Annotated in this window: 27 protein-coding genes and 1 tRNA gene; 6 read left to right on the top strand and 22 right to left on the bottom strand. The window is 35.8% G+C overall.

Going from position 1 to position 20,068, the window contains the following annotated elements:
- Positions 1-104 precede the first annotated feature (104 nt).
- From QWT87_RS17785 to greA, 7 genes are all read right to left on the bottom strand, one after another.
- A tRNA-Met gene (locus tag QWT87_RS17785) sits at positions 105-178 on the bottom strand.
- A 44-nt stretch (positions 179-222) separates the two neighbouring features.
- Positions 223-1,509, bottom strand: a complete 1,287-nt coding sequence (locus QWT87_RS17780) for a peroxiredoxin family protein (RefSeq protein WP_302717710.1) — start codon at positions 1,507-1,509, stop codon at positions 223-225.
- Positions 1,510-1,570: 61 nt separating this feature from the next.
- Positions 1,571-1,792, bottom strand: coding sequence for a signal peptidase (locus tag QWT87_RS17775; protein WP_302717708.1), 222 nt, complete (start codon positions 1,790-1,792; stop codon positions 1,571-1,573).
- A 6-nt stretch (positions 1,793-1,798) separates the two neighbouring features.
- Complete coding sequence (locus QWT87_RS17770) at positions 1,799-3,826, bottom strand: T9SS type A sorting domain-containing protein (RefSeq protein WP_302717706.1); 2,028 nt, start codon at positions 3,824-3,826, stop codon at positions 1,799-1,801.
- A gap of 77 nt (positions 3,827-3,903) precedes the next feature.
- A complete protein-coding gene (gene clpX, locus QWT87_RS17765; RefSeq protein WP_302717704.1) occupies positions 3,904-5,091 on the bottom strand; it encodes an ATP-dependent Clp protease ATP-binding subunit ClpX in 1,188 nt (395 codons plus the stop codon).
- Between the two features lie 73 nt (positions 5,092-5,164).
- Positions 5,165-5,554: an HIT family protein gene (locus QWT87_RS17760; protein WP_302717702.1), complete on the bottom strand. Its 390-nt coding sequence runs from the start codon at positions 5,552-5,554 to the stop codon at positions 5,165-5,167.
- Positions 5,555-5,608: 54 nt separating this feature from the next.
- Entirely contained in the window at positions 5,609-6,079 is a 471-nt protein-coding gene (gene greA, locus QWT87_RS17755; protein WP_076395207.1) for a transcription elongation factor GreA, read from the bottom strand.
- A gap of 109 nt (positions 6,080-6,188) precedes the next feature.
- Between greA and QWT87_RS17750 the strand changes: the two genes are divergently transcribed.
- From QWT87_RS17750 to QWT87_RS17740, 3 genes are read left to right on the top strand one after another with little or no spacing between them, the layout of a single operon-like run.
- A complete protein-coding gene (locus QWT87_RS17750) occupies positions 6,189-6,641 on the top strand; it encodes a hypothetical protein (protein WP_268052679.1) in 453 nt (150 codons plus the stop codon).
- Positions 6,642-6,644: 3 nt separating this feature from the next.
- Positions 6,645-7,094: a D-aminoacyl-tRNA deacylase gene (gene dtd / locus QWT87_RS17745; protein WP_108410163.1), complete on the top strand. Its 450-nt coding sequence runs from the start codon at positions 6,645-6,647 to the stop codon at positions 7,092-7,094.
- Between the two features lie 29 nt (positions 7,095-7,123).
- Complete coding sequence (locus tag QWT87_RS17740; protein WP_273074768.1) at positions 7,124-7,807, top strand: FKBP-type peptidyl-prolyl cis-trans isomerase; 684 nt, start codon at positions 7,124-7,126, stop codon at positions 7,805-7,807.
- Positions 7,808-7,885: 78 nt separating this feature from the next.
- Here QWT87_RS17740 and QWT87_RS17735 read toward each other — a convergent pair whose 3' ends face one another.
- The 14 genes from QWT87_RS17735 to QWT87_RS17670 form a co-directional block, all read right to left on the bottom strand.
- The gene (locus QWT87_RS17735) at positions 7,886-8,398 is read right to left on the bottom strand and encodes a hypothetical protein (RefSeq protein ID WP_302717696.1); all 513 of its coding nucleotides are present in this window, start codon (positions 8,396-8,398) and stop codon (positions 7,886-7,888) included.
- Between the two features lie 52 nt (positions 8,399-8,450).
- A complete protein-coding gene (locus QWT87_RS17730; protein WP_302717695.1) occupies positions 8,451-8,990 on the bottom strand; it encodes a hypothetical protein in 540 nt (179 codons plus the stop codon).
- Between the two features lie 167 nt (positions 8,991-9,157).
- Positions 9,158-10,534: a DUF4153 domain-containing protein gene (locus tag QWT87_RS17725; protein ID WP_302717692.1), complete on the bottom strand. Its 1,377-nt coding sequence runs from the start codon at positions 10,532-10,534 to the stop codon at positions 9,158-9,160.
- Between the two features lie 8 nt (positions 10,535-10,542).
- The gene (locus tag QWT87_RS17720) at positions 10,543-10,833 is read right to left on the bottom strand and encodes a hypothetical protein (protein ID WP_302717690.1); all 291 of its coding nucleotides are present in this window, start codon (positions 10,831-10,833) and stop codon (positions 10,543-10,545) included.
- Positions 10,834-10,835: 2 nt separating this feature from the next.
- Positions 10,836-11,321 carry a Coq4 family protein gene (locus tag QWT87_RS17715; protein ID WP_302717688.1) on the bottom strand — a complete coding sequence of 162 codons (486 nt, stop codon included), beginning with the start codon at positions 11,319-11,321 and terminating at the stop codon, positions 10,836-10,838.
- A 3-nt stretch (positions 11,322-11,324) separates the two neighbouring features.
- Positions 11,325-11,639: a hypothetical protein gene (locus tag QWT87_RS17710; protein ID WP_302717686.1), complete on the bottom strand. Its 315-nt coding sequence runs from the start codon at positions 11,637-11,639 to the stop codon at positions 11,325-11,327.
- Positions 11,640-11,650: 11 nt separating this feature from the next.
- Positions 11,651-12,025, bottom strand: a complete 375-nt coding sequence (locus QWT87_RS17705; protein WP_116095993.1) for a hypothetical protein — start codon at positions 12,023-12,025, stop codon at positions 11,651-11,653.
- Positions 12,026-12,865, bottom strand: coding sequence for a metallophosphoesterase (locus QWT87_RS17700; protein WP_302717684.1), 840 nt, complete (start codon positions 12,863-12,865; stop codon positions 12,026-12,028).
- A 23-nt stretch (positions 12,866-12,888) separates the two neighbouring features.
- On the bottom strand, positions 12,889-13,179 hold the full coding sequence (locus QWT87_RS17695; protein WP_302717682.1) for a hypothetical protein: 291 nt from the start codon (positions 13,177-13,179) through the stop codon (positions 12,889-12,891).
- 66 nt (positions 13,180-13,245) lie between these two features.
- A complete protein-coding gene (locus QWT87_RS17690) occupies positions 13,246-13,536 on the bottom strand; it encodes a winged helix-turn-helix domain-containing protein (RefSeq protein WP_076395182.1) in 291 nt (96 codons plus the stop codon).
- The gene (locus tag QWT87_RS17685) at positions 13,533-13,901 is read right to left on the bottom strand and encodes a hypothetical protein (RefSeq protein ID WP_302717679.1); all 369 of its coding nucleotides are present in this window, start codon (positions 13,899-13,901) and stop codon (positions 13,533-13,535) included. The genes QWT87_RS17690 and QWT87_RS17685 overlap by 4 nt, the downstream gene beginning before the upstream one ends.
- 172 nt (positions 13,902-14,073) lie before the next feature.
- Positions 14,074-14,691: a hypothetical protein gene (locus QWT87_RS17680; RefSeq protein ID WP_302717677.1), complete on the bottom strand. Its 618-nt coding sequence runs from the start codon at positions 14,689-14,691 to the stop codon at positions 14,074-14,076.
- Between the two features lie 66 nt (positions 14,692-14,757).
- Complete coding sequence (locus QWT87_RS17675) at positions 14,758-15,996, bottom strand: cation:proton antiporter (RefSeq protein ID WP_302717676.1); 1,239 nt, start codon at positions 15,994-15,996, stop codon at positions 14,758-14,760.
- 168 nt (positions 15,997-16,164) lie between these two features.
- On the bottom strand, positions 16,165-16,929 hold the full coding sequence (locus QWT87_RS17670) for an enoyl-CoA hydratase/isomerase family protein (RefSeq protein WP_302717674.1): 765 nt from the start codon (positions 16,927-16,929) through the stop codon (positions 16,165-16,167).
- 269 nt (positions 16,930-17,198) lie between these two features.
- Between QWT87_RS17670 and QWT87_RS17665 the strand changes: the two genes are divergently transcribed.
- The 3 genes from QWT87_RS17665 to QWT87_RS17655 are packed head-to-tail and all read left to right on the top strand — an operon-like array spanning position 17,199 to position 19,179.
- A complete protein-coding gene (locus QWT87_RS17665) occupies positions 17,199-17,744 on the top strand; it encodes a phage tail protein (RefSeq protein ID WP_087707788.1) in 546 nt (181 codons plus the stop codon).
- Positions 17,745-17,781: 37 nt separating this feature from the next.
- Complete coding sequence (locus QWT87_RS17660) at positions 17,782-18,327, top strand: phage tail protein (RefSeq protein ID WP_288460250.1); 546 nt, start codon at positions 17,782-17,784, stop codon at positions 18,325-18,327.
- Positions 18,328-18,351: 24 nt separating this feature from the next.
- Positions 18,352-19,179, top strand: coding sequence for a T9SS type A sorting domain-containing protein (locus QWT87_RS17655; protein WP_302717673.1), 828 nt, complete (start codon positions 18,352-18,354; stop codon positions 19,177-19,179).
- A gap of 191 nt (positions 19,180-19,370) precedes the next feature.
- Here the strand turns inward: QWT87_RS17655 and QWT87_RS17650 are convergent, their stop codons facing one another.
- Positions 19,371-20,057 (bottom strand): SMUG2 DNA glycosylase family protein, encoded by a 687-nt coding sequence (locus tag QWT87_RS17650; protein ID WP_302717671.1) that lies wholly within the window; start codon positions 20,055-20,057, stop codon positions 19,371-19,373.
- Positions 20,058-20,068 lie beyond the last annotated feature (11 nt).

Below are 20,068 nucleotides of genomic sequence, written 5' to 3'. Positions count from 1 at the left end.
TTTAAAACCGCAAAATGTTGTACCTATGTTGTACCTAGAATTAGGGCACAAAAAAACTCTCTTGAAAAAGAGAGTTAAAACACTGAAAATCAGCTTATTAATTGTAGCGAAGACGGGAATTGAACCCGTGACCTCAGGGTTATGAATCCTGCGCTCTAACCAACTGAGCTACCTCGCCGTTTTGGTGGTGCAAATATACAAAAATATTTACTCCCTCCAAATTTATTTTAACTTAAAATATTCCAAAACATCACCAACATGTTCTGGTTTGCTGATTATCTTATTGTTAGCATCCAAAATAAAATACGTAGGAGTTGCATGAACATTGTATGTATCTACATAAGTACTGTTCCAACCTTTCAGTTCAGAATCATTTACCCATGGAAATGCTGCAATCTTCTTAGAATAAGAATCTTTATCCACATCTAAAGATAAACCAACAATCTGAACATTTTTAGCCTTCAAATCGCTATATTTAGCCAATAATTGAGGAAGTTCACTCTCACAGTGAGAACATGTGGAAGACCAGAAAATAACTACCTTTTTATCGGCCTTAATATCCTGTAAAGATTTAGCAGTAGTATTAACTGGTGAATTAAACTTATAATTAGGGAAAACAGCTCCCATTTCAACGTTGGCATTAGATTTTAATGTGGATGCAAGTCTGTCGGTAATTGTACACTTCAGATTTTTGGCAAGATTAAGATATTTATCTTTGAAATCCTGCATATCGTATACATCAAAAATATCGATCAATTCGGAAAGTACTGTTTGTCCTCTTGGAGTTTCTACTTTCAGTCTGTCTAAAAGTTTATCCACTGAGGCTGTAACTTTAGTATTACCACCTGAATTCAGGTAGCTTACTAAAATAGGTCTTAATAATGATGATGTTTCTAACATATGGTTAGACTTATCAATAAAATTGATGATTTCTTCCTGATTTATTTTTTTTGAAGCATCGCCAGACAAAAATTTACTGTAGTTGGTATTATAAAAATAAATAAACGGATGCTGTGCCTGATCTATTCCTGAAGCATTCCCGGAAAGTCTGTTGATCTCAGTCTTTAATGCCTTTCCAAACTCTGTATTATCTTTATAATATTCTTTGATCTGAGCTAAAGCAGGCAGAATAAGTTCCTTCTTCTGTGAGCCTTCCTGAAGCTTACTCATGATATCATTAGCTTCATCAAGATAAACAATATCTTTTATTTTATTAGCCTGCGTTTCAAGCTTAACACTTACGTTTTTATTTTCAGAAATAAAGTTGAACGTGTTATTGGAGTTGGGAAAATAAACTTTCATCATTCCCATATAATTCTTGGGATATTTGAAAGTCCATGTATTATCTTTACTTTGTTCTTTCGTTACAATAATATCTTTAGAACCGTTTAGAGTATATAAAATTGCGTCTTGGTCTTTAAAATCGGCAGGGGCCTGAATGGAGACTGTAAACTGAGCCTGTAATGAAAATGCAGCTGCTAAAGCTGATATTGTAAAAATTTTTTTCATAGCGTAAAAATAAAAAAACTCTCCGAGTAATCAGAGAGTTTAATATTATTTTAATAAAATTTTATGCTTTCTTCGTTGTATATCTTTTAGTAAAAAATGCAATAAACAATACAGCAATAATTCCTAATGCATACACATACATGTCTATCGGTGAGGATACTACAGTACCTCCGGAACCAGATCCTCCGGTTCCCCCGTCACCAGGGTTTGGCGGTGCCTGTGCGCTCACCCATAATATTGCAAAAAGAAAAAAAGTAGAGACCAGTTTATTAATAGTTTTCATATTCAATTATTTTAAGATTTTTGTGTTAACAATATCTCCTTTGTCTGAAACAACTTTTACTACGTAAGAATTTTTGATATTTTTATCCAATTCAATTACGAAGTCTCTAGAAGTCTCAACAGCTTTTTTAGAGATTACTAATTTACCACTCATATCATAAACTTCGATGTCTGCTTTTTTCCAATTAGGATCAAATCTAACGATATAGTTATCAATTGCAGGATTGTAAACAACCAATGTTCTTGATGGCGATTTAGTATCATTTGTTGCTAATACGATACCGGATGGCTCTCCATAGTACAGATCCGCTTCAGTAGCGATTGCTGAAGTGGTACCTCCCTGAATTGCCTGCTGCAAACTTCCGTTAGCAGCCTTATAATAGAATCCGATTCCTGAAGATAACTGATGTACTCCGTTATTTACCAATTCACCGTTTTCTTTAACTTCAAATTTATAAGATTTAACTACATTGGTATTATAATTAACGAGCTTAACATTCTTCCCTAAGAAATTAACTTCGTTAGCTTCATTAATATATAACCAATAGTTAAGATTGTTATTATCATAACCTCCACCTGGAGCTTCTTCAAAAGTACCGATAACATCTCCTCCTGTAGCAGAAGCCTGAACCGTTGTTGCAGACGATGTCTGATGTCCTGTTGTAAAGTTTGGATTTACCACATAATAAGTTCTTCCAACTTCATTTCCATTAACATCCAGAGCAATTACTCCAAGCTGTTTTACAGTATTGGTAGTTCCTTTTTGTCCGAAGGTTGTGTTCGCTGAAGATTTAGCAGCATTTACATTATAATCTACATTTGCAGCTCTTACAGTACTGTTGAATCTTCTAAGAGTAGAAAAATTCAATGTCTGTGCTGTGTTGTCTCTCAATTTCAACACGAAAGTCTGCATTGGTTTGATAAGTAAACCTGTATCTCCAACAGGAACTCCTCCTGTAGTATATGTCTGAACCTGAGCTCCGGTAGTGTATGTTCCACCACCTCCGTTGCTTCCTCCAGCATAACTAACGACTGTTCCCGTTGTATATTTTACTCCCCAAATATTAGACACAGCATTTCCATCCGTTACTCCAGTGTTTTCAACATATCCAATTCTTGATAAATCAAGATTAGTAAAGTAAGGATTTCCAAACTGATAAATATTTTTACCGAAGTTTCCTACGAATTTCCCTGTTGTATTAGAGAACTGATCCTGAAGATAAGTTGCATATTGCTCTCCATAAGTATTATACCCAAGACCGTTCGTTCCAAAAGAAACATTTCCTGCATTCTGCAAACTCACGGCTGTAAGATCTTCAGAACGTACCGGAGCACCGCTTAATGTATAAACACTACCTGTAGCAGTAGGTGCAATAGTGGGTAAAGTTGATGGTGGAGTACTTAAATCAAGATTGTTTGATCTCGAGCCCAACATGTAGTATGCCGGAAAATTAGGAGTTGTGTTGGCAAGATTCGTAACATGATCTGAAACGGCATTTGCGTTATTCCATGATAAGATCAAATCATTGTTAACAAATCCCGGATTGTTAAGGGTTCTTGTAGTACCGAAAGACTTGTTCAACTCTGTTGATAAGGTACTGTACGCTTTTCCTGCAAAAGGTAATGCCATTTGCTGGAAATAGTTTCCGTTACCATTTTTAGCCGTTCTGTACTCTTTACTCACCACACCGGTAAGATTTGCCGCAGAAATTCCATTAATGTAAAGCTGACCGTAAGTAGAAGCATCGTAACTTCCTGGTGTATTAAGTCTTAAGACGATGTTTCCACCATCTGTTTTGTTAGCACCACCAGTAGTAATTGTTTTGAAAGCGTCCGCTGAAGAAGCATCTACCATAATGTTCCCATGAACATCTACGATACCAGCTCCTCTGGTCTGGAATCCCCCTCCACTATATACCAAAGTACCTTCACTTACATACGTAGTAGCAGCATCATCTACGTGTACTAGAACATTCTGCGCCTGAACAGAATAAGTAGCTGCCAATAAACCAATAGCAAATAAACTTTTTCTCATTGTATATAAATATTTGTGTGTTAATACAATATCTCAAATGCAAAGTTATGTTTTTTTTACTAAAAAACAAAAATATTTTATTTATTAACAAAAATATTATCCTCTGTTAATATGATCTCCTGTTCTTCACCTATAGAAAACATATAATCCTCAAGCACCTTTTCTGTGGTTCCTCTCAAACCTCTTGCTCCTAAACCTTTTTCAATAGTTTCTTCAACAATTTTTTCAATGGCTCCATCCGTAAACTTCAGATTTGTTCCGTCCATTTTAAAAAGTTCGATAAACTGATTTACTATTGAATTTTTAGGTTCTTTCATAATTCTTACCATCGTTTCTTTGGTAAGCCTATCAAGATAGGTAATGATCGGGAATCTTCCCAAAAGTTCAGGAATAAGACCGAAAGAACGAAGATCAATTGCATTAATATTGGTTAATATGTATTCGTCTTCATCCGTTTTGTTAATTTTTTCCGAACTGAAACCAATTGCCTGCTTGTTCATTCTTCTTTCAATGATTTCTTTGATCCCGTCGAAAGCTCCTCCTGCAATGAACAGAATATTTTGTGTATTCACCTGAATATATTTCTGATCCGGATGCTTTCTTCCTCCCTGTGGCGGAACATTTACAATACTGCCTTCCAAAAGTTTCAGTAATCCCTGCTGAACTCCTTCTCCGGAAACGTCTCTTGTGATACTCGGATTATCTGATTTTCTGGCGATTTTATCAATTTCATCAATAAAAACGATTCCTTTTTCCGCTTTTTCCACGTCATAATCGGCAACCATTAAAAGTCTTGAAAGGATACTTTCCACATCTTCACCTACATAACCTGCCTCCGTCAAAATCGTAGCATCCACGATACAGAATGGAACATTCAGTTCTCTGGCGATGGTTTTTGCCAAAAGTGTTTTTCCTGTTCCTGTTTCACCGATCATGATGATGTTTGATTTTTCCAGCTCTACTTCCCTGTTTTCGTCCTGAGCGTGAAGTAATCTCTTGTAGTGATTGTACACAGCAATCGACAATTGTTTTTTTGCCTGATCCTGCCCGATTACGTACTGATCGAGAAATTCTTTAATTTCTTTCGGTTTCTTAAGTTCGTTTATATTTTCTGCCGGAGCATAACCTGATTTTGAACTGCTGTCTTTCACGATTGCATGAGCCTGCTCAATACAATTTTCGCAAATAAAGCCGTTTTGACCTGAAATCAGCATCTGCACTTCATTTCTCTTTCTTCCGCAGAAAGAACATTGGTTTGAATTCATTTTTTTATATCTAAATATATAAGGTATAGATTAAAGAAACTCGTAAAAATCTGCTTTACGAGTTCCTTTATTTTTAAGAATTAATTATTGAGTTCTGAATTTCGCTATATTCTTCACCCGTAAGTTTTAGTCGCTCATTTTTAAAATTCATATCTTCCACTGTATTAAGCGGAATGAGATGAATATGAGCATGAGGAACTTCTAATCCTACAACAGCCACACCAACTCTCACACAAGGTATTGCTTTTTTAATTTTTTGGGCAACTTCCTGAGAAAAACCCCAAAGATTTTTATATTCTTCGCTGTCCAGATCAAAAATTAAATCAACTTCTTTTTTGGGAACAACCAACGTGTGTCCTTTTACTAAAGGCATTGCATCCAGAAATGCAATAAAGTTTTCATCCTCGGCAATTTTATATGAGGGGATCTCGCCATTGATGATTTTTGTGAATATTGTGCTCATTTTTACTTAAAAATGTTTTTGATTAGAAATTAAACTTCAGTTCTTTTTCTTTCATTACAGGGTAATGTCCAATACTTCAAAAGACAGTTTGTTTCCGTTTGGTAAAGTAATATCTGCCGTTTCTCCTACCGCTTTTCCAAGCAGTCCTTTTGCAATCGGCGTGTTTACTGAGATCTTTCCAGATTTCAGGTCGCTCTCGTTATCCGGAACCAAAGTAAATACCTGCTCCTGATTGGTTGCATTATTTTTAAGTCTTACTGTGGTAAGAATTGAAACTTTTGAAGTATCGAGCTGACTTTCGTCTATGATTTTTGAAGTGGAGATCACATCTTTCAGCTTAGAAATCCTCATTTCAAGCATTCCCTGAGCTTCTTTTGCCGCATCATATTCTGCATTTTCCGACAAATCTCCTTTGTCTCTTGCTTCTGCGATCTGCTGAGTAATTTTTGGTCTCTCTACAGTTTCCAACTGTTCCAGCTCAGCTTTCATTTTCTCTAATCCCTCCTTTGTAACATAGCTTGCCATAATTTTCAAAATTTAGTTTTAGTATAAAAAAATAATCCGACATTTGCCGGACAATGTTTTCGTGTAATAATCGTTTAATTTTTACAAATATATAAAAATTTAAATTGAAATGAAAAAAACTTTTTCAATATTATCTATCATCACATTATTGATTTTCAGTAATTTATCTATACATTCCTGCGGAAGCCGTGAAGATACCGTAAGTTGCTTTCCAAACAACCCGATCAACGTTACGCTAAATCTGAACCTTCCTGCTTACTACGCACTGAATCAGGTTGGTGGCTGGGTTTACATCAATGAGCAGCAATCCGGAACGAAGGGGCTAATCGTAGTAAGAGCATCCGACAATTCTTTTAAAGCCTACGACAGAAACGCGCCTCACATCTGTCCCGATAACAATACGACCCTAGAAGTTCAGGACAACATCAGAATTGTCTGCCCGAAAGACAATGCCCAATGGATTTTATTAACCGGACAACCCACTGCTGTAGCCAATGTACAGCCGAAAACGTATCTTTACAATTATGATCCGGCTGGGAAAATTTTAAATATTTATTATTAGGAAATGAAAGTTGTCATACAAAGAGTTTCAGAATCCAGCGTAAAAGTGGATGGGAAAATTGTTGGGGAAATCGGAAACGGACTAATGCTTCTGGTAGGAATTGATGAAAATGATGAAAAAAGCGATGCAGACTGGCTTGTACAGAAAATCTTAAACCTCAGGATTTTTGGGGATGAAGATGGCAAACTGAATCTTTCTGTTCAGGATATTCAGGGAGAGATATTATGCATCAGTCAGTTTACGTTGATTGCCGATTACAAAAAAGGAAACCGCCCTTCTTTCATTAAAGCCGCAAAGCCGGATAAAGCCATTCCTTTGTTTGATTATTTTAAAGAAGAAATTTCAAAATCCGGACTGAAAACCGAGAGCGGAATTTTCGGAGCAGACATGAAAGTTTCGTTAATTAATGACGGTCCGGTAACTATTGTGATGGATTCCGTTACAAAAGCTTAAATTCGCAGAAAATATATTTACATTCTACAATGAAAAAAACGTTATTTACCTTAGTTCTTTTAACAGGAGTAAATCTTGCATTCGCTCAGAAATCTTATACAGACGAGCAGAAAGCTTCTTACTACATCGGTTTAGATATTGCTGAAAACATGAAGAAGCAGGGCTTTCCGGCAGATCCTGAATTATTGGCACAAGGTTTTAAAGATGCATTCGGAGATAAGCCAAGTTTATTCCCGAAAGAAGAAATGGGAACTTTTTTACAGGGCTTTATGCAGAAGCAGAACGAAAAAAAACAGGCTGAAGCAAAAGTAAAAGCAGAGGAAAACAAAAAGAAAGGTGCTGAGTTTTTAGCTAAAAATAAACTGAACAAGAACATAAAAACCACAGCAAGCGGTTTACAATATGAAGTTCTTAAAGAAGGCGATGGTAAAGCAAAACCAACTGCTTCAAGTACTGCAAACGTAAAATACACCGGAAAATTAATGGACGGAACGGTTTTCGATTCTACGGATAAAAACGGAGGACAACCGATCGAATTAAATCTTTCAAGCGTTATCAAAGGCTGGACAGAAGGAATCCAACTGATGTCGAAAGGTGCAAAATACAGATTTTACATTCCGGCTGATCTTGCATACGGAGACAACGGAGCAGGTGGCGTAATTCCTCCGGGAGCAACCCTTATTTTTGATGTGGAACTGGTAGATTTTAAATAATCTTTTCTATAAAAAACAGCAAAAACGTCTTTCAGAAATCTGAAAGACGTTTTTTTAAAATAAACTTTTATAAAAAAACTAATTTGCAGGAACGCTGCTGAAATTTAGTGCGATTCTAAGGTTCATGTCAGAACTTGTCTGGTTCTTCAGTTCATAAACCGTTCTTACGGTAACCCCCGTACTTTTTACTACCTCATCCAAAAATCCTGAGGTTGCAAGATCAAGATTCAAACTTGAAGCATCGGTAGAAATATTAGTTCTCGAAGCAACCAGTCTTTCTCCTGTTCCGCTCGATGAAATGTATACTTTTATCGATTTAAAAGCATTCAGGCTTCCTCCTGTAGGAGAAACAACAGAAACTTTTGCATCCGATATTCTTACGTCTTTAATTTTTGCATTGTTATTTCCTCCAAACCAAGTCTGAACATTAGAAGCGGTGGAAGTGGAAGAAACTTCTTTATCAGCGGGAACTCCTGTGGAAACTAACACATTGGCTGTATAAGGAAATGTATTCTGAACCAACGACTGCACCGTTCCACAACTTACAAGAGCTACTGAAGCTACTGTCGCCGTCAAAAATATATTTTTCATAATGATAAATTTTAACATTGTCTTTGCAGAAACTGTACCAAAATGATAAAAATTATTCTACACTTACGGTAAAACTGCCTTTGGTATTTCCGGAAGCCATATTGCTTTTACCGATGATCAGCCAAACTTCACCCTTATCTTTTACATCATAAGTAATTTCTCTTCCGAAAGGTCCGTCATAATCTCCGTTGGGAAGTTTGATCTGGTTAAAGCGGATGTTGAAATCCTTTTCATTGGTGGAAATTTTAGCCTTTATTTTAGATTGGTCGAAATTGATAATTTTAAGAATAAATTCCTGTCCGTCTTTTGTAAATTCTTCTCCTAAAGTAATCGGAAACTGCTCTGCATCTACCGTTCTGGTAATTTTACCATCCTTTACGGTTCTCATCACTCCTGTTTTAAGAACTTCTTTTGTTTTCGGTGCATTGTTGATTACGGAATCCTTCATCTTTACGGCTGCGGAATCCATTTTAGGAGCAGTATCAGATTGTTCGCTTACGATTACTGAATCATTTTTCTGAGTTTCTGCCGGAGCAGATTCTTTTTGACATGAAACAATAAGTAACGGGATGAGCAATAAGGATTTTTTCATAATAATAATTTTTAAGTGCGGTATAAACCGCCTTGATTTTAAAGTTTATGGAGATGCCAAAATTGTTCCATTGCTAATTTTAGATGCCTTTTTTGATGGCAAATTTGTGAATAATAGAAAAAACCTCACAGGTTTTTGAAACCTGTGAGGTTTGACCGAAGATCTTCTTACTTTAAATTCTGGTAATACAAAACCTGAGAAAGAAATGTTTCATTTTTCTGGAATTTCACTCTTTCTAAATTCAGAATTTCAGATTTTAAGGCATCGTTGTGATGTTCTTCGGCATAATTCAGCAATTGCTTCTCACTGAAATTAATTTGAGTTTTATGGTAGTTTAAAGCAAAGTCTTTACGTTTCATATTTTTAAAAGTGATGATGCCGCCCCAATTAATGTAGCTGCAAACAAGGATTACTCCGTAAATATACCAAGCCATCGTATTGAAAAGGAAAGCATTTCTTTTTTGCTTCTGAATTTTAATAAAAGTGGTGAACAAACCAATTAAAGCCAATATCAAAAATGCATAAACACCCAGTCTTTTGTAGGTAAACCCATAATTGATGATGTATTCTGAGTTTTTCACCATGGCAGAAATAACGAGAATGGCATTCAGGAAAATCCAGACTTTGGCTAAAATTTTCATCAATCCGGCTTTGGAATCAAAATTGAAATTCGATTTAAAGTAAAACATGATCACCAGAATCGACATGATGATCGACAGAATGACTGCATTTACTCTTTCATGTGTTTCTTCGGAGAGTTTTACAGGACTTTTTACTGACTCGTAAAACTGTTCATAGTTGTAGGTGATGATGAAAAAGACGAGCAGAATATTCAGCGCAAATAAAGAAATTACGCCGCTCATTCTTTCTGCATCCAGATCAAGAAAAGAATAGGTGGCTTTCTGAATTTTATCTTTCTCCCCGAAATTGTTATCCAGCAATCTGTTGCTTTTGTAAATAAAACGTTCAACGGCGAAATTCCAGTAATTGAATGCGATAAAAAAGCCTAAAACAATCATAGCAAAAAGCTGCCAGAAATTAATATCCAGCTCCACATTAGTGAATAAATTGGCAAAATGATCGCTTCCTGCAGAATAAATTCCGAAGAAAACGGAGATCAGAATTAAAGGAATTATTACAAAAGCCAGTGTTTTCTGCCACAAACCGGAAACGTTTCTTTTGGGAAGCCATGCATCGAAATTCAGGATTCTGAAAAACTCTGTAAAGCAGTTCGTCACAAAAACCGGAACCAGCAAAAGGATTTTCATCCTGCGGTTTCGGGATCTGTATCCTAACAATAACAGTGAACTGACAACCGCCAGAAAGGACGGAAAATCTCCGTACCACGCAAACGCAGCACTCGAAATAATGCTCGTTGCAAAAAGAAAAATAAACGTTTTGGTTCGGTTTCTTTCAGGTGTTCTGAAGAAAGTAAGCACGGCATAAATAATTCCGATAATTCCGAGATTGAGACCGACATTCTGATCATAAAATACAATAACAAAAAGCAGGGTCGTAAGAAATATATAGTGATGTGTTTTCATAGGTTAGTTTAAATGTTGGTGAAAATAAAAAAGTAAAGAACGGCGATCGGAATATTCAACAAAATCAGCAAAGCGGAGTTTCCGTGAGATTTTTTATCTGAAATATCTGTTAAAAAAGTAATCAGTTCGGAGCAGAAAACAATCATGTTGACAACAATGGCAATAACGACATAATAAAATCCGAGCCATACAAAAAACCAAGATTCGGAGATCCAGAATAGCAATAAGATGATGGTTCCAAGCAGCCACGAAATCAGAAACAGACTTTTTCCGACGGGACTAAATTTTACCCTTTCCATAATTAATATAAAACAGCGGTATTCTTCTGTTGAATGAAATCTTTCAGATGCTCAAAATTCTGCCAGAGCAAAGCTTCAAAATCCCACTGGTAAAACGGACGCATATTTTGTCCTTTTTTGTAGGCATTGATGTAGAGTTTGTAATATTCCGGTAAAATGAGGCTTCCCAAAACAATCGCTGCCAAAAGATGGGCGTTGAGTTTTCCGTTTCCTAACAGGAGAAACTGCATGGCGATTTCGTCCTCAAAATTGGTTCCGCATCCTGTAATAAGATGATGAACATCGTGATTTTCCATTTTGGGAATCATCGTGAAACCATGTTTTTTATAAAATTCTCCCAGTTTTCTGCCCAGAGAAGCTTCCTGAAACTCCAGCAGTTGTTTTTCTGTAAACTGCCACTGCCTTTTCTTTTTCTTGAAATAGGTTCTGTACAGTTTCTGGGTTTTATTATAGACGAATAGAAGAAATTTGACGCGTATTTTTTTCATAGTTTATGAGTTTAAAAAATTAATTGAAACAAGCTGAACTCCAATAATGATATAAATTATTGCTATGGGAATATTAATCAGCATAATTCCTGAAGATTTAAGACAGGCATTGAGTTTACTCTTATGAACAATTCCGTAGATTAATAGAGTAACAAGAACAATCATATTAACTACAAATCCATATTCCAAAACCAAAATTCCACCTTCAGCAAGTAAATCATTTTTAGTAAGAGCATACCCGAACAAAGAGATGCTTCCTAAAATAAATGAAAGCCAAAACAGAGTTTTTCCGATTGTTATGATTGTTTTTTCATTCATAGTTTATAATTTTAATCGATTTTAGTATAGACATGATTCATGTCTGCATTCAGAATAATTTTTGGCTTTTCAAAAAGTTTATTCGAAAAATAAGTATTACCTAATGCCGGTTCTCCATCACTTATATAATGCAATATAATTCTGGAAACAAGCCCGTTACTAACCTCAAACCGACCTTTCCCATAAAATCCGCTTTCAAAATGTCCGTCACGGAATAAGATCAAAGTATCCGGTTCATGAGGAGCTTCAACACAGCAAATCGGATTTTCGTAATTTGTATTGACGTATTTACCATACAGTGTTTTTTCTCTTAAAGGATAATCTATGGTGAAAATTATGATCACCAATATTCCCAATACAAAAATTTTTAGTCCCAGTTTTGTCATTTATCCTTGTCTTAAAGTAAAAACCGTAATTTCCGGACGCACCATAAAGCGAACCTGAAAAGAATGTCCCAAAGCACGGTTGATATAAAGCATTCTTCCATCTTCAAGATCAACTTCTCCGGAAATATACTTTCTGTTTTTCACGGGAAGCAGAGGCGTAATGACTCCGGGAATTCTGCATTGTCCTCCATGCGTATGTCCGCTCAGAATCCAACCCTGATAACCATTCCAGATATCTTTATCACAGGCATCGGGATTGTGACAGAGAATAATATTCGCTTTGGAAGGATCATAATCTTTCATCACTTTCTGCGGTGCAAAATTGGGCGACCATAAATCTTCAAAACCGATAAAATTCAGTCCGTTGCTTTCCTGTTGCGCATTATTCAGCATTGTGATTCCGAAGCCTTGCAGAATATTGCAGATATTGTCGGACGACTGAAGATCCTGCCAGTCTTTTCCGTAATCGTGATTTCCCAGAATTCCAAATGTTGCCAGATTTCCCAACACAACATGTTCCATCACTTTTTTAAGGTCTTCCGTTTCTTTAGCTCCTCCATGATTAACAAAATCTCCTGTGTACACCACGAAGTCGGGATTGTATTTTTTAGCTTTCTGAAAAGAATCGATAATGAAATTCCAGTCGAAGCGGGTTCCAACATGGAGATCAGAAATCTGCATCAGGATTTTTCCTTCAAGATTTTTGGGTAAATTTTTAACCGGAAGTTTCCGTTCTACAAACTCAAGCCAAAACGGTTCGATCTGCCATGAATAGAGAAGAGGAAATGCTCCTACTACAGAAAGCTGAAAGATCTTTTTTAAAAATGTTTTCCTGTTCATTTATGTTTTAGTTTTTTACAATGTTAGCTTCCCGCGAAAGGAGTTTCGAAAAGCCCGACTGCCAATTCGATCCAGACTAAAGCCAGAGCTAATAAAATCGCAAAGCAGATCAGCAGTTTATACCGTAAAGATTTTTTCGAACGGATGACAAGATTGATGAAAAATGCAGTTCCGAAAAGTAAAGTTCCGGCAATAATAAAATCAGCAGGAGACCAGTTCCAGCCTTCTGCAAAAAGATTGGCAAAAAATGCCGTAAGCATCAATAATGCAGAAACTGCGAAAATGATGATTGTTTTTTGTTTTTCTAAAGTCATAATTTACATTTTAAAATATTAAAAGTACTTTGTGTTTCAAAGTTTTAAAATAAAAAAATTTAACTCTTATTTTCCGAGTAATTTTTCCAAAGCATTAAGATGTTCTGTAAAGGCTTCTCTTCCACTTTGGGTTACCCGATATGATGTTTTGGGTTTCTTGCCTACAAATTCTTTCTTCACTTCTATATATGCTGCTTTTTCCAGCGCGTTGCTGTGACTGGCAAGATTTCCGTCCGTAATTTCCAGCAGGCTTTTCATTTCTGAGAAATCAACCCAGTCGTTTACCATGAGAACGGACATAATGCCCAATCTTACACGGCTTTCGAATTCTTTGTTGAGTTGATTTATATTTATCATTTTAATTTTATCCTTTCTATTCTGAAATAATCATACACTGTTGCATCAACACCGATTGTTTCCTTTGTCTTTACATTTTCAACGGTTACAAAATCATGATCTCTGAAAAATTCAGAATTAAAATGTCTGTTGATATTTTCATTCATTAAATAAATTTCTCCGACGTTATGATGAACCTTCCAATCATTTTGCAGTCCGCTCTGTTTCAATTTGAATTGAATAACAGAAGCTAAAAATGCCGAATAACCGATACAGTTTGCTTTTTTGGTTTCTACTAATTTATCTGTTTCATGATCACATTTATCAAATGAAAAATTCAGGGTAGAAGCTGTTTCTTTCAAAGAATTCTGAAGAAGATCTTCCATAGTTGTAATTTTTTCAGTTTCCTTTAACCGATTTTTCAGTTTCTCGTTGGCAATATCTAAAACCGTTCTTTCTTTAATTATGTCATATGAAAAAAATATCCGGAATAAATAAGCTTTGCAGAACACAACTGCAAAAATAATGATTAAAAATATCCCCCATTTTTTCACAATTCTATTTGTATTTCTTATGCATTATCAATCCATAGACGATATGCAAAGCACCAAATCCTATTGTCCAGAAAACCAGTCCCCATCCTAAAAAGAATAAGGAAATTAATCCTAAAACAATCTGACAATAGCCTAAATATTTTATATCCGTTAAGGTATATCGTTCCGCACTTACCAGAGCCAGTCCGTAGAACAGCAGTGTTGCCGGAGCAATAAATACAAAAAGATGATGATAAAGAAGTGCCAGACAAAAGAAGCCTCCCGTCATCAAAGGAACTGCAAAGGTAACCAAAAGTCTTTTAGTTGTTGCGTCCCAGATCTTCAAACCTTTCTTTTTGCTTTTATTGGCTGTGAAAATATAACCACTGAGCAATGCAACCCCTAAAATAACAATGCCGATGATGACAAGTTCTTTCACTAATGATGGTCCAAAAATATTTCTTTCCCCATCAAAATAATCAATTCCCTCTCTCTGAAAAACAAAATAGACATACACTGCTCCTATAATTGCCGCTAATCCCGCAACAACTCCGGACAACCCGCTCAAAGAAATAAATCTGGAAGAACGCTCCATCATGGAGCGAATGTGTGATAAGTCTTCGTGATAGTTTTTTGATTCCATAAAAAGAACTTTGAATTACAAAGTTATTATTTATTTTGAATCTGCAAAATATTTTTTTGGGAAATTTTAATTATCAGATTTTTTGCTCCACGCAGCCACCTTACCTATCGTTAAGCCCTGAATGAGGATACTGAATAATACGGTAAAGTAAGTTGCTACAAGCAATACTTCTTTTGCAGAACTACCGGGAAGAGAGATTACCAGAGCAAGTGAAAGTCCGCCACGTAATCCTCCCCATGAAATAATACGGGCATCGCTTCTGTTGAGATTAAAAAATTTAGGAAAAATACTCAGCGGAAGATATACCAGAAATGCTCTCGTAAAAAGTACAATAATAACAGATAACAAACCGAGAATTACATATTCTGTCTTAAAGTCTACTTCAATTAATACAAAAGCTATAATGATGAATAATAAAGCATTTAAAACCACGTCTACCAGTTCCCAGAATTTATTTACGTATTCCTGTGTTGTATCGCTCATAGAAACACTGGTACGGAAATTCCCTACCATTAATCCCATTACAACCATAGATAAGGCACCCGAAATATGAAAATAATTTGCAATATAATAACCACCCATCACAAATGCCAGTGTGATTAATATTTCGGTTTCATAATGATCTACTGCTTTTAAAAGCAAATGCAGAAAGTAACCATAAACCAATCCTACCAATATTCCTCCAACAGCTTCCTGAATAAAAAGCACTCCAAAATGACCAAAGCTGAAACTTCCTACCCGCAAAGTATCCAGTAAAGCAATAAAAAGAACCACACCTACTCCATCATTAAATAAACTTTCTCCAACAATTACAGATTCTGTCTTTTTGGGAACTCCTGCCTGTTTCAAAATACCAAGTACGGCTATAGGATCGGTAGGAGAGATCAATGCACCAAATAGAAGACAATATACCAGATCTATTTCTAATCCTAAAAGTCCTGCAGCAAAGTAAAACACAACAGCTATAATTCCTGTGGAAATAATAACTCCTCCCAAAGCAAAACTTGTAATGGATTTGATCTGCGAACGCAGGTTTCCCCAGTTGGTATGCAATGCTCCAGCAAAAAGCAAAAAGCCCAGAAAAACATCTATAATAAGCTTATCCAGCCCTGAATTCTCTAGATAATGTTTAATTTTCTGAACATCTATATCCATCCATAACTGTGAGCTTAGTACAACTACGGAAAGCACAGTAGAAAGAAAAAACAAACCAATGACAAAAGGCAGTCTTAAAAATTTCTGATTAATAAAAGCAAATGCTGCTGAAAGACAAATCAGCAAAATAAAGATTTCGTAAGATCCCATTGTATTAGTTTTTGATCATCATGATATCTGCTATTTTTAGACTTAAGCTATCATGATATATTTATAACCATTTTGAATCTACAAGATAATAAATTTTATTTTTTTAAATCAGATTAAAATAAAAAAAACCGCCAAAAATTGACGGTTGTATCATAAAAATAACAGCAGTTACTTCGCTCTTAATCTTTCTTTGATGGCTTCGATATTTTTCTTCGCAGAATCTTCCAGAATCAGACTTGCACTCATATGAATTCTTGCAGGCATCAGTTCGTTAAAATGATCTGTTCCTTCCCACGAAACCTTTTTAATTAAAGCTAAAGCATCGCTGCTTCTTGAAGCCAGTGTCTGAAGGAATTTTTCAAGCTTGACATCCATATCTTCAATGGTTTCTGAAACCGAATGATAAATATTGTGCTGTTCTGCCCATTCTGCCGATCTGAAGTCTGCATCAATTGCCATGGCTGAAAACTGGGATTTTCCGATTTTTCTTTCTACATAAGGTCCTATTACAAATGGTCCTATTCCTAAATTTATTTCCGTTAATGCCAAAGCTGAATCTTTGGTAGCGAAACAATAATCTGCTCCACAGGCAATTCCCACTCCACCGCCGGTTGTTTTCCCCTGAACTCTTACCACGACTATTTTTCCGCAGTTTCTCATCGCATTCAGCACTTTGGCAAAGCCTCCGAAAAATTTTGTTGATTTTTCCAGCTCTTCAATTTCCAGAAGTTCATCGAAACTTGCTCCCGCACAGAAAGCTTTTTCACCTTCACTTTTTACAAGAATGGCTTTTACTTCTTCTTTTGCACCTTCATCAAGAATGGTCTGTGCCAGTTTTTCAAGAATAGCTCCTGGAAGCGAGTTGCTTTTCGGAGTTCCGAATGTAATTTCGGCAATATTGTTCTTCAGTTCTGATACTACAAATTCGTTCATTTTTAGTTTTAATTGGATTTACACAAAAATACTAAATACAGGGATTTTGAGGAAGATTTTATTTAAGTTTTTATACTCCCGGTGTTCATTACAATTCTCATTACGTAGAAATACGGAATCTTCAATTTGGTATTTTCTACTCTACCATGCATCATGCTATTGCCGTTACTTTGACATATCAATACGACATAAGTTTTTAAAGATTTTCTGGCGGCATCCGAAAAGCCATAAACAGAGTAGGAATTAAAAAAACTGAAAATTATATTATCATGGACGACGAATTAATGGGCGTAGTTAAAGTATTCGCAGGCAATTTTGCACCTAGAGGCTATATGTTCTGCAACGGTGCTTTACTAAGCATTGCACAGTACAGTGCTTTATTCTCACTTTTAGGAACAACTTACGGTGGTGATGGTATCAGAACTTTTGCCCTGCCAAATCTTAACGGACGTACTCCGATCGGTCAGGGGAATTCAAATACCGGAAGATCTTATACTCTAGGAGAGGTAGGAGGAACAATACAAAATACTTTACTTTCTTCTAATTTACCGAGTTTTGCGAGCCAGCTAAAGGTTTCATCATCTAATGCGACAACTTCTGTGCCTACTGCAAATACATCGATCGCAGTAAGCGGTATACAGGCAGGAAGAGATTTTACGGCTGTTCCAAGCTTTGTAGATGCAGCACCAAACACGGTATTATATCCACAATCTGTTGTTTTTACAGGACAGAATCTACCGGTTAATAATATGCCTCCATATTTAGGAATTAACTACATCATTTGTGTAGAGGGAATTTATCCTTCAAGACCTTAATTTTTTTTTTAAGTACTAACAAATTAATACAATAATCATGGACGAAGAATTAATAGGAACCATCAAATTATTTGCAGGTGATTTTGCACCAAGAGGATATATGCTATGCAACGGTGCAATACTAAGTATCAGCCAAAATCAGGCACTTTTCTCTATCCTGGGAACAACTTATGGCGGAGACGGAAGAACAACATTCGCTTTGCCTAACCTTAACGGAAGAACACCTATTGGGGCTGGAACTTCAAACACAGGAAAAAATATTGCTTTGGGAGAAGCAGCAGGAACACCAACTAATACTCTTCTTAGCTCAAATCTTCCATCAATGATCAGCCAGCTAAGAGTTTCTTCTTCGAATGCAACAACGGCAACTCCTTCGGGTAATTCTTCGATTGCTGTTTCAGGAACATATGCAGGAAGAGATTTTCAACCTGTTCCAAGTTTTACAGATGCGGCTCCTAATACACAAATTAATGGAGCTTCAGTAACGTTTACAGGGCAAAATGTGCCTGTTAACAATATGCCACCTTACCTTGGTCTTAATTATATTATCTGCGTAAATGGTATATATCCATCAAGACAATAATTAACAACCTAAAAATTTAAAATCATGAAAAGTACTATACTTTTTACCTTATCTGTTCTTTTTATTTCGGTCTTTTCTTTTGGACAGACCAGTACGGAACAATTTGAGACAGAATCTAATGCAAGCGCAAGCTTTACTGATAATGGAGTAATATTCAATATTCTGTCGCATGTAAATACCTACGATATTCAGGCTTCTTATCCGGGGACTGGATGGAGTGGTACCGCAATTGACAACAGATATATAGATAACTCCGGAGCGGGTAACCAATCTGCCGGAACTTCTTTTAGTATTAAGACAACATCTAATTTATTTAAAGTAAACAGATTCTGGGTTTATTTAGGCGCAGCAAATACTGCACAGAATGTAACTGGGACATTAACTATTACAGGTAAATTATCCGGAGTTACAAAATTTACTCAGACAAAAACTACAGGGTTTGTTAACTCTATTGCTACAACGAATGGATATACTTTAATAGACATGACTAATCTTAACGGACAGAATTATAGCAATATCGTTATCGATCAGCTACAAATTACCGCAGGAGGTGGTTATCAGTATATGGGATTAGATGCATTTACATGGGTAAAAGATACCGGACTTGTATTAGCTGCCAATGAAGTAAGATCATCGAAAAAAGATTCAGGGATTTTTCCTAATCCAACAAGCGGTCCACTTACCATTAAAACTGAGGAAAACAGTAAGTTTGAGGTGTACAGCCAAAGCGGACAATTGGTAAAAACAATTGAAACACAAAAAGGAACAAACGAATCTGATATTTCTGATCTTCCAAAAGGTGTTTACATGATAAAGTCTTCTAAAGAGTCTTATAAAATTATCAAAAAATAATACGCTTATCGTTAAGGTAAAAACTAATAACCATGAAATTCATTAAGATAGGTGATTGTACCGTGAAAGATTTTAAAGCATAATATTGTGATGATGTCCCCTGAGCAATCGGGGGGATTATCATGTTTTCCCTCGTTCTGGCGATATTTAATATCACCGTTCTAAAAACTCTCTGAAAAATTCAGAGAGTTTTAATTTTTCAGTGTGAGAATATATTTATCGATATACAATTGTTTCTCTTTGGATTTATACTGCTGAATGTATCTCGGATGTTCCAAAACCGTCATTTTTTCGAATAAATTGGCTTCTTTATTTAATTTTGAAATAAAATCTGCATTTTTTTTACCCAAAACAAAGACTTCCGAAATGTCGAGATTCAGGGTGATATGTTTCTTTAAACAATCAATCATAAAATCTTTTACATCTTTAAAAAGTTCTTTATCATCATAATAATTGGCGTTGATCCAGCTACCTTTCGATTTCCTGACGATTGCTAAAGGAAACGGAGAATTAATATAAACATCCTGATAAAAATTTTCTGCTCCGCCATACTGTTCAATCACATCATACATAAATACTGAGGAAACTTCATGCGTATGAGCAGATTCCATTTTAATTCCGCACACGCTTTCCAGACGTTTGGTATCTGTAAAAGGAACTCCTGTAACGCCTGCTCCGTGACGACTGGGATTAATCCCTATCAGAAATTTTCTTTTGTTGGAATCATTGTAATATTTCTTATAAAACCTTTCCATGACAATTATGGTTTCGGGATTGTCGAGATAAGGATTTAACACCTGAAAATCATCGGGAAGATTTCCGTAATATTTTAAGTTTCGATTAAATTCTACTACTTCCTCAGCAAAAGTTTTCGTCATATTTAGTTTTT

Source organism: Chryseobacterium urinae, from assembly GCF_030518295.1.
Classification (GTDB): domain Bacteria; phylum Bacteroidota; class Bacteroidia; order Flavobacteriales; family Weeksellaceae; genus Chryseobacterium; species Chryseobacterium mucoviscidosis.
Note: the sequence above shows the minus strand (reverse complement) of the source record. Positions and strands in the feature narration are given on the sequence as shown.

Coding starts and splice junctions, on each gene's coding strand:
- clpX (WP_302717704.1), bottom strand. CDS start 5,091: ATGAATTCAAACCAATGTTCTTTCTGCGGAAGAAAGAGAAATGAAGTG.
- greA (WP_076395207.1), bottom strand. CDS start 6,079: ATGGCAAGCTATGTTACAAAGGAGGGATTAGAGAAAATGAAAGCTGAG.
- QWT87_RS17780 (WP_302717710.1), bottom strand. CDS start 1,509: ATGAAAAAAATTTTTACAATATCAGCTTTAGCAGCTGCATTTTCATTA.
- QWT87_RS17770 (WP_302717706.1), bottom strand. CDS start 3,826: ATGAGAAAAAGTTTATTTGCTATTGGTTTATTGGCAGCTACTTATTCT.
- QWT87_RS17660 (WP_288460250.1), top strand. CDS start 17,782: ATGGACGAAGAATTAATAGGAACCATCAAATTATTTGCAGGTGATTTT.
- QWT87_RS17700 (WP_302717684.1), bottom strand. CDS start 12,865: ATGAACAGGAAAACATTTTTAAAAAAGATCTTTCAGCTTTCTGTAGTA.
- QWT87_RS17680 (WP_302717677.1), bottom strand. CDS start 14,691: ATGGAATCAAAAAACTATCACGAAGACTTATCACACATTCGCTCCATG.
- QWT87_RS17685 (WP_302717679.1), bottom strand. CDS start 13,901: ATGGAAGATCTTCTTCAGAATTCTTTGAAAGAAACAGCTTCTACCCTG.
- dtd (WP_108410163.1), top strand. CDS start 6,645: ATGAAAGTTGTCATACAAAGAGTTTCAGAATCCAGCGTAAAAGTGGAT.
- QWT87_RS17715 (WP_302717688.1), bottom strand. CDS start 11,321: ATGAAAAAAATACGCGTCAAATTTCTTCTATTCGTCTATAATAAAACC.
- QWT87_RS17740 (WP_273074768.1), top strand. CDS start 7,124: ATGAAAAAAACGTTATTTACCTTAGTTCTTTTAACAGGAGTAAATCTT.
- QWT87_RS17775 (WP_302717708.1), bottom strand. CDS start 1,792: ATGAAAACTATTAATAAACTGGTCTCTACTTTTTTTCTTTTTGCAATA.
- QWT87_RS17730 (WP_302717695.1), bottom strand. CDS start 8,990: ATGAAAAAATCCTTATTGCTCATCCCGTTACTTATTGTTTCATGTCAA.
- QWT87_RS17655 (WP_302717673.1), top strand. CDS start 18,352: ATGAAAAGTACTATACTTTTTACCTTATCTGTTCTTTTTATTTCGGTC.
- QWT87_RS17650 (WP_302717671.1), bottom strand. CDS start 20,057: ATGACGAAAACTTTTGCTGAGGAAGTAGTAGAATTTAATCGAAACTTA.
- QWT87_RS17670 (WP_302717674.1), bottom strand. CDS start 16,929: ATGAACGAATTTGTAGTATCAGAACTGAAGAACAATATTGCCGAAATT.
- QWT87_RS17750 (WP_268052679.1), top strand. CDS start 6,189: ATGAAAAAAACTTTTTCAATATTATCTATCATCACATTATTGATTTTC.
- QWT87_RS17710 (WP_302717686.1), bottom strand. CDS start 11,639: ATGAATGAAAAAACAATCATAACAATCGGAAAAACTCTGTTTTGGCTT.
- QWT87_RS17665 (WP_087707788.1), top strand. CDS start 17,199: ATGGACGACGAATTAATGGGCGTAGTTAAAGTATTCGCAGGCAATTTT.
- QWT87_RS17705 (WP_116095993.1), bottom strand. CDS start 12,025: ATGACAAAACTGGGACTAAAAATTTTTGTATTGGGAATATTGGTGATC.
- QWT87_RS17720 (WP_302717690.1), bottom strand. CDS start 10,833: ATGGAAAGGGTAAAATTTAGTCCCGTCGGAAAAAGTCTGTTTCTGATT.
- QWT87_RS17675 (WP_302717676.1), bottom strand. CDS start 15,996: ATGGGATCTTACGAAATCTTTATTTTGCTGATTTGTCTTTCAGCAGCA.
- QWT87_RS17690 (WP_076395182.1), bottom strand. CDS start 13,536: ATGATAAATATAAATCAACTCAACAAAGAATTCGAAAGCCGTGTAAGA.
- QWT87_RS17735 (WP_302717696.1), bottom strand. CDS start 8,398: ATGAAAAATATATTTTTGACGGCGACAGTAGCTTCAGTAGCTCTTGTA.
- QWT87_RS17695 (WP_302717682.1), bottom strand. CDS start 13,179: ATGACTTTAGAAAAACAAAAAACAATCATCATTTTCGCAGTTTCTGCA.
- QWT87_RS17760 (WP_302717702.1), bottom strand. CDS start 5,554: ATGAGCACAATATTCACAAAAATCATCAATGGCGAGATCCCCTCATAT.
- QWT87_RS17725 (WP_302717692.1), bottom strand. CDS start 10,534: ATGAAAACACATCACTATATATTTCTTACGACCCTGCTTTTTGTTATT.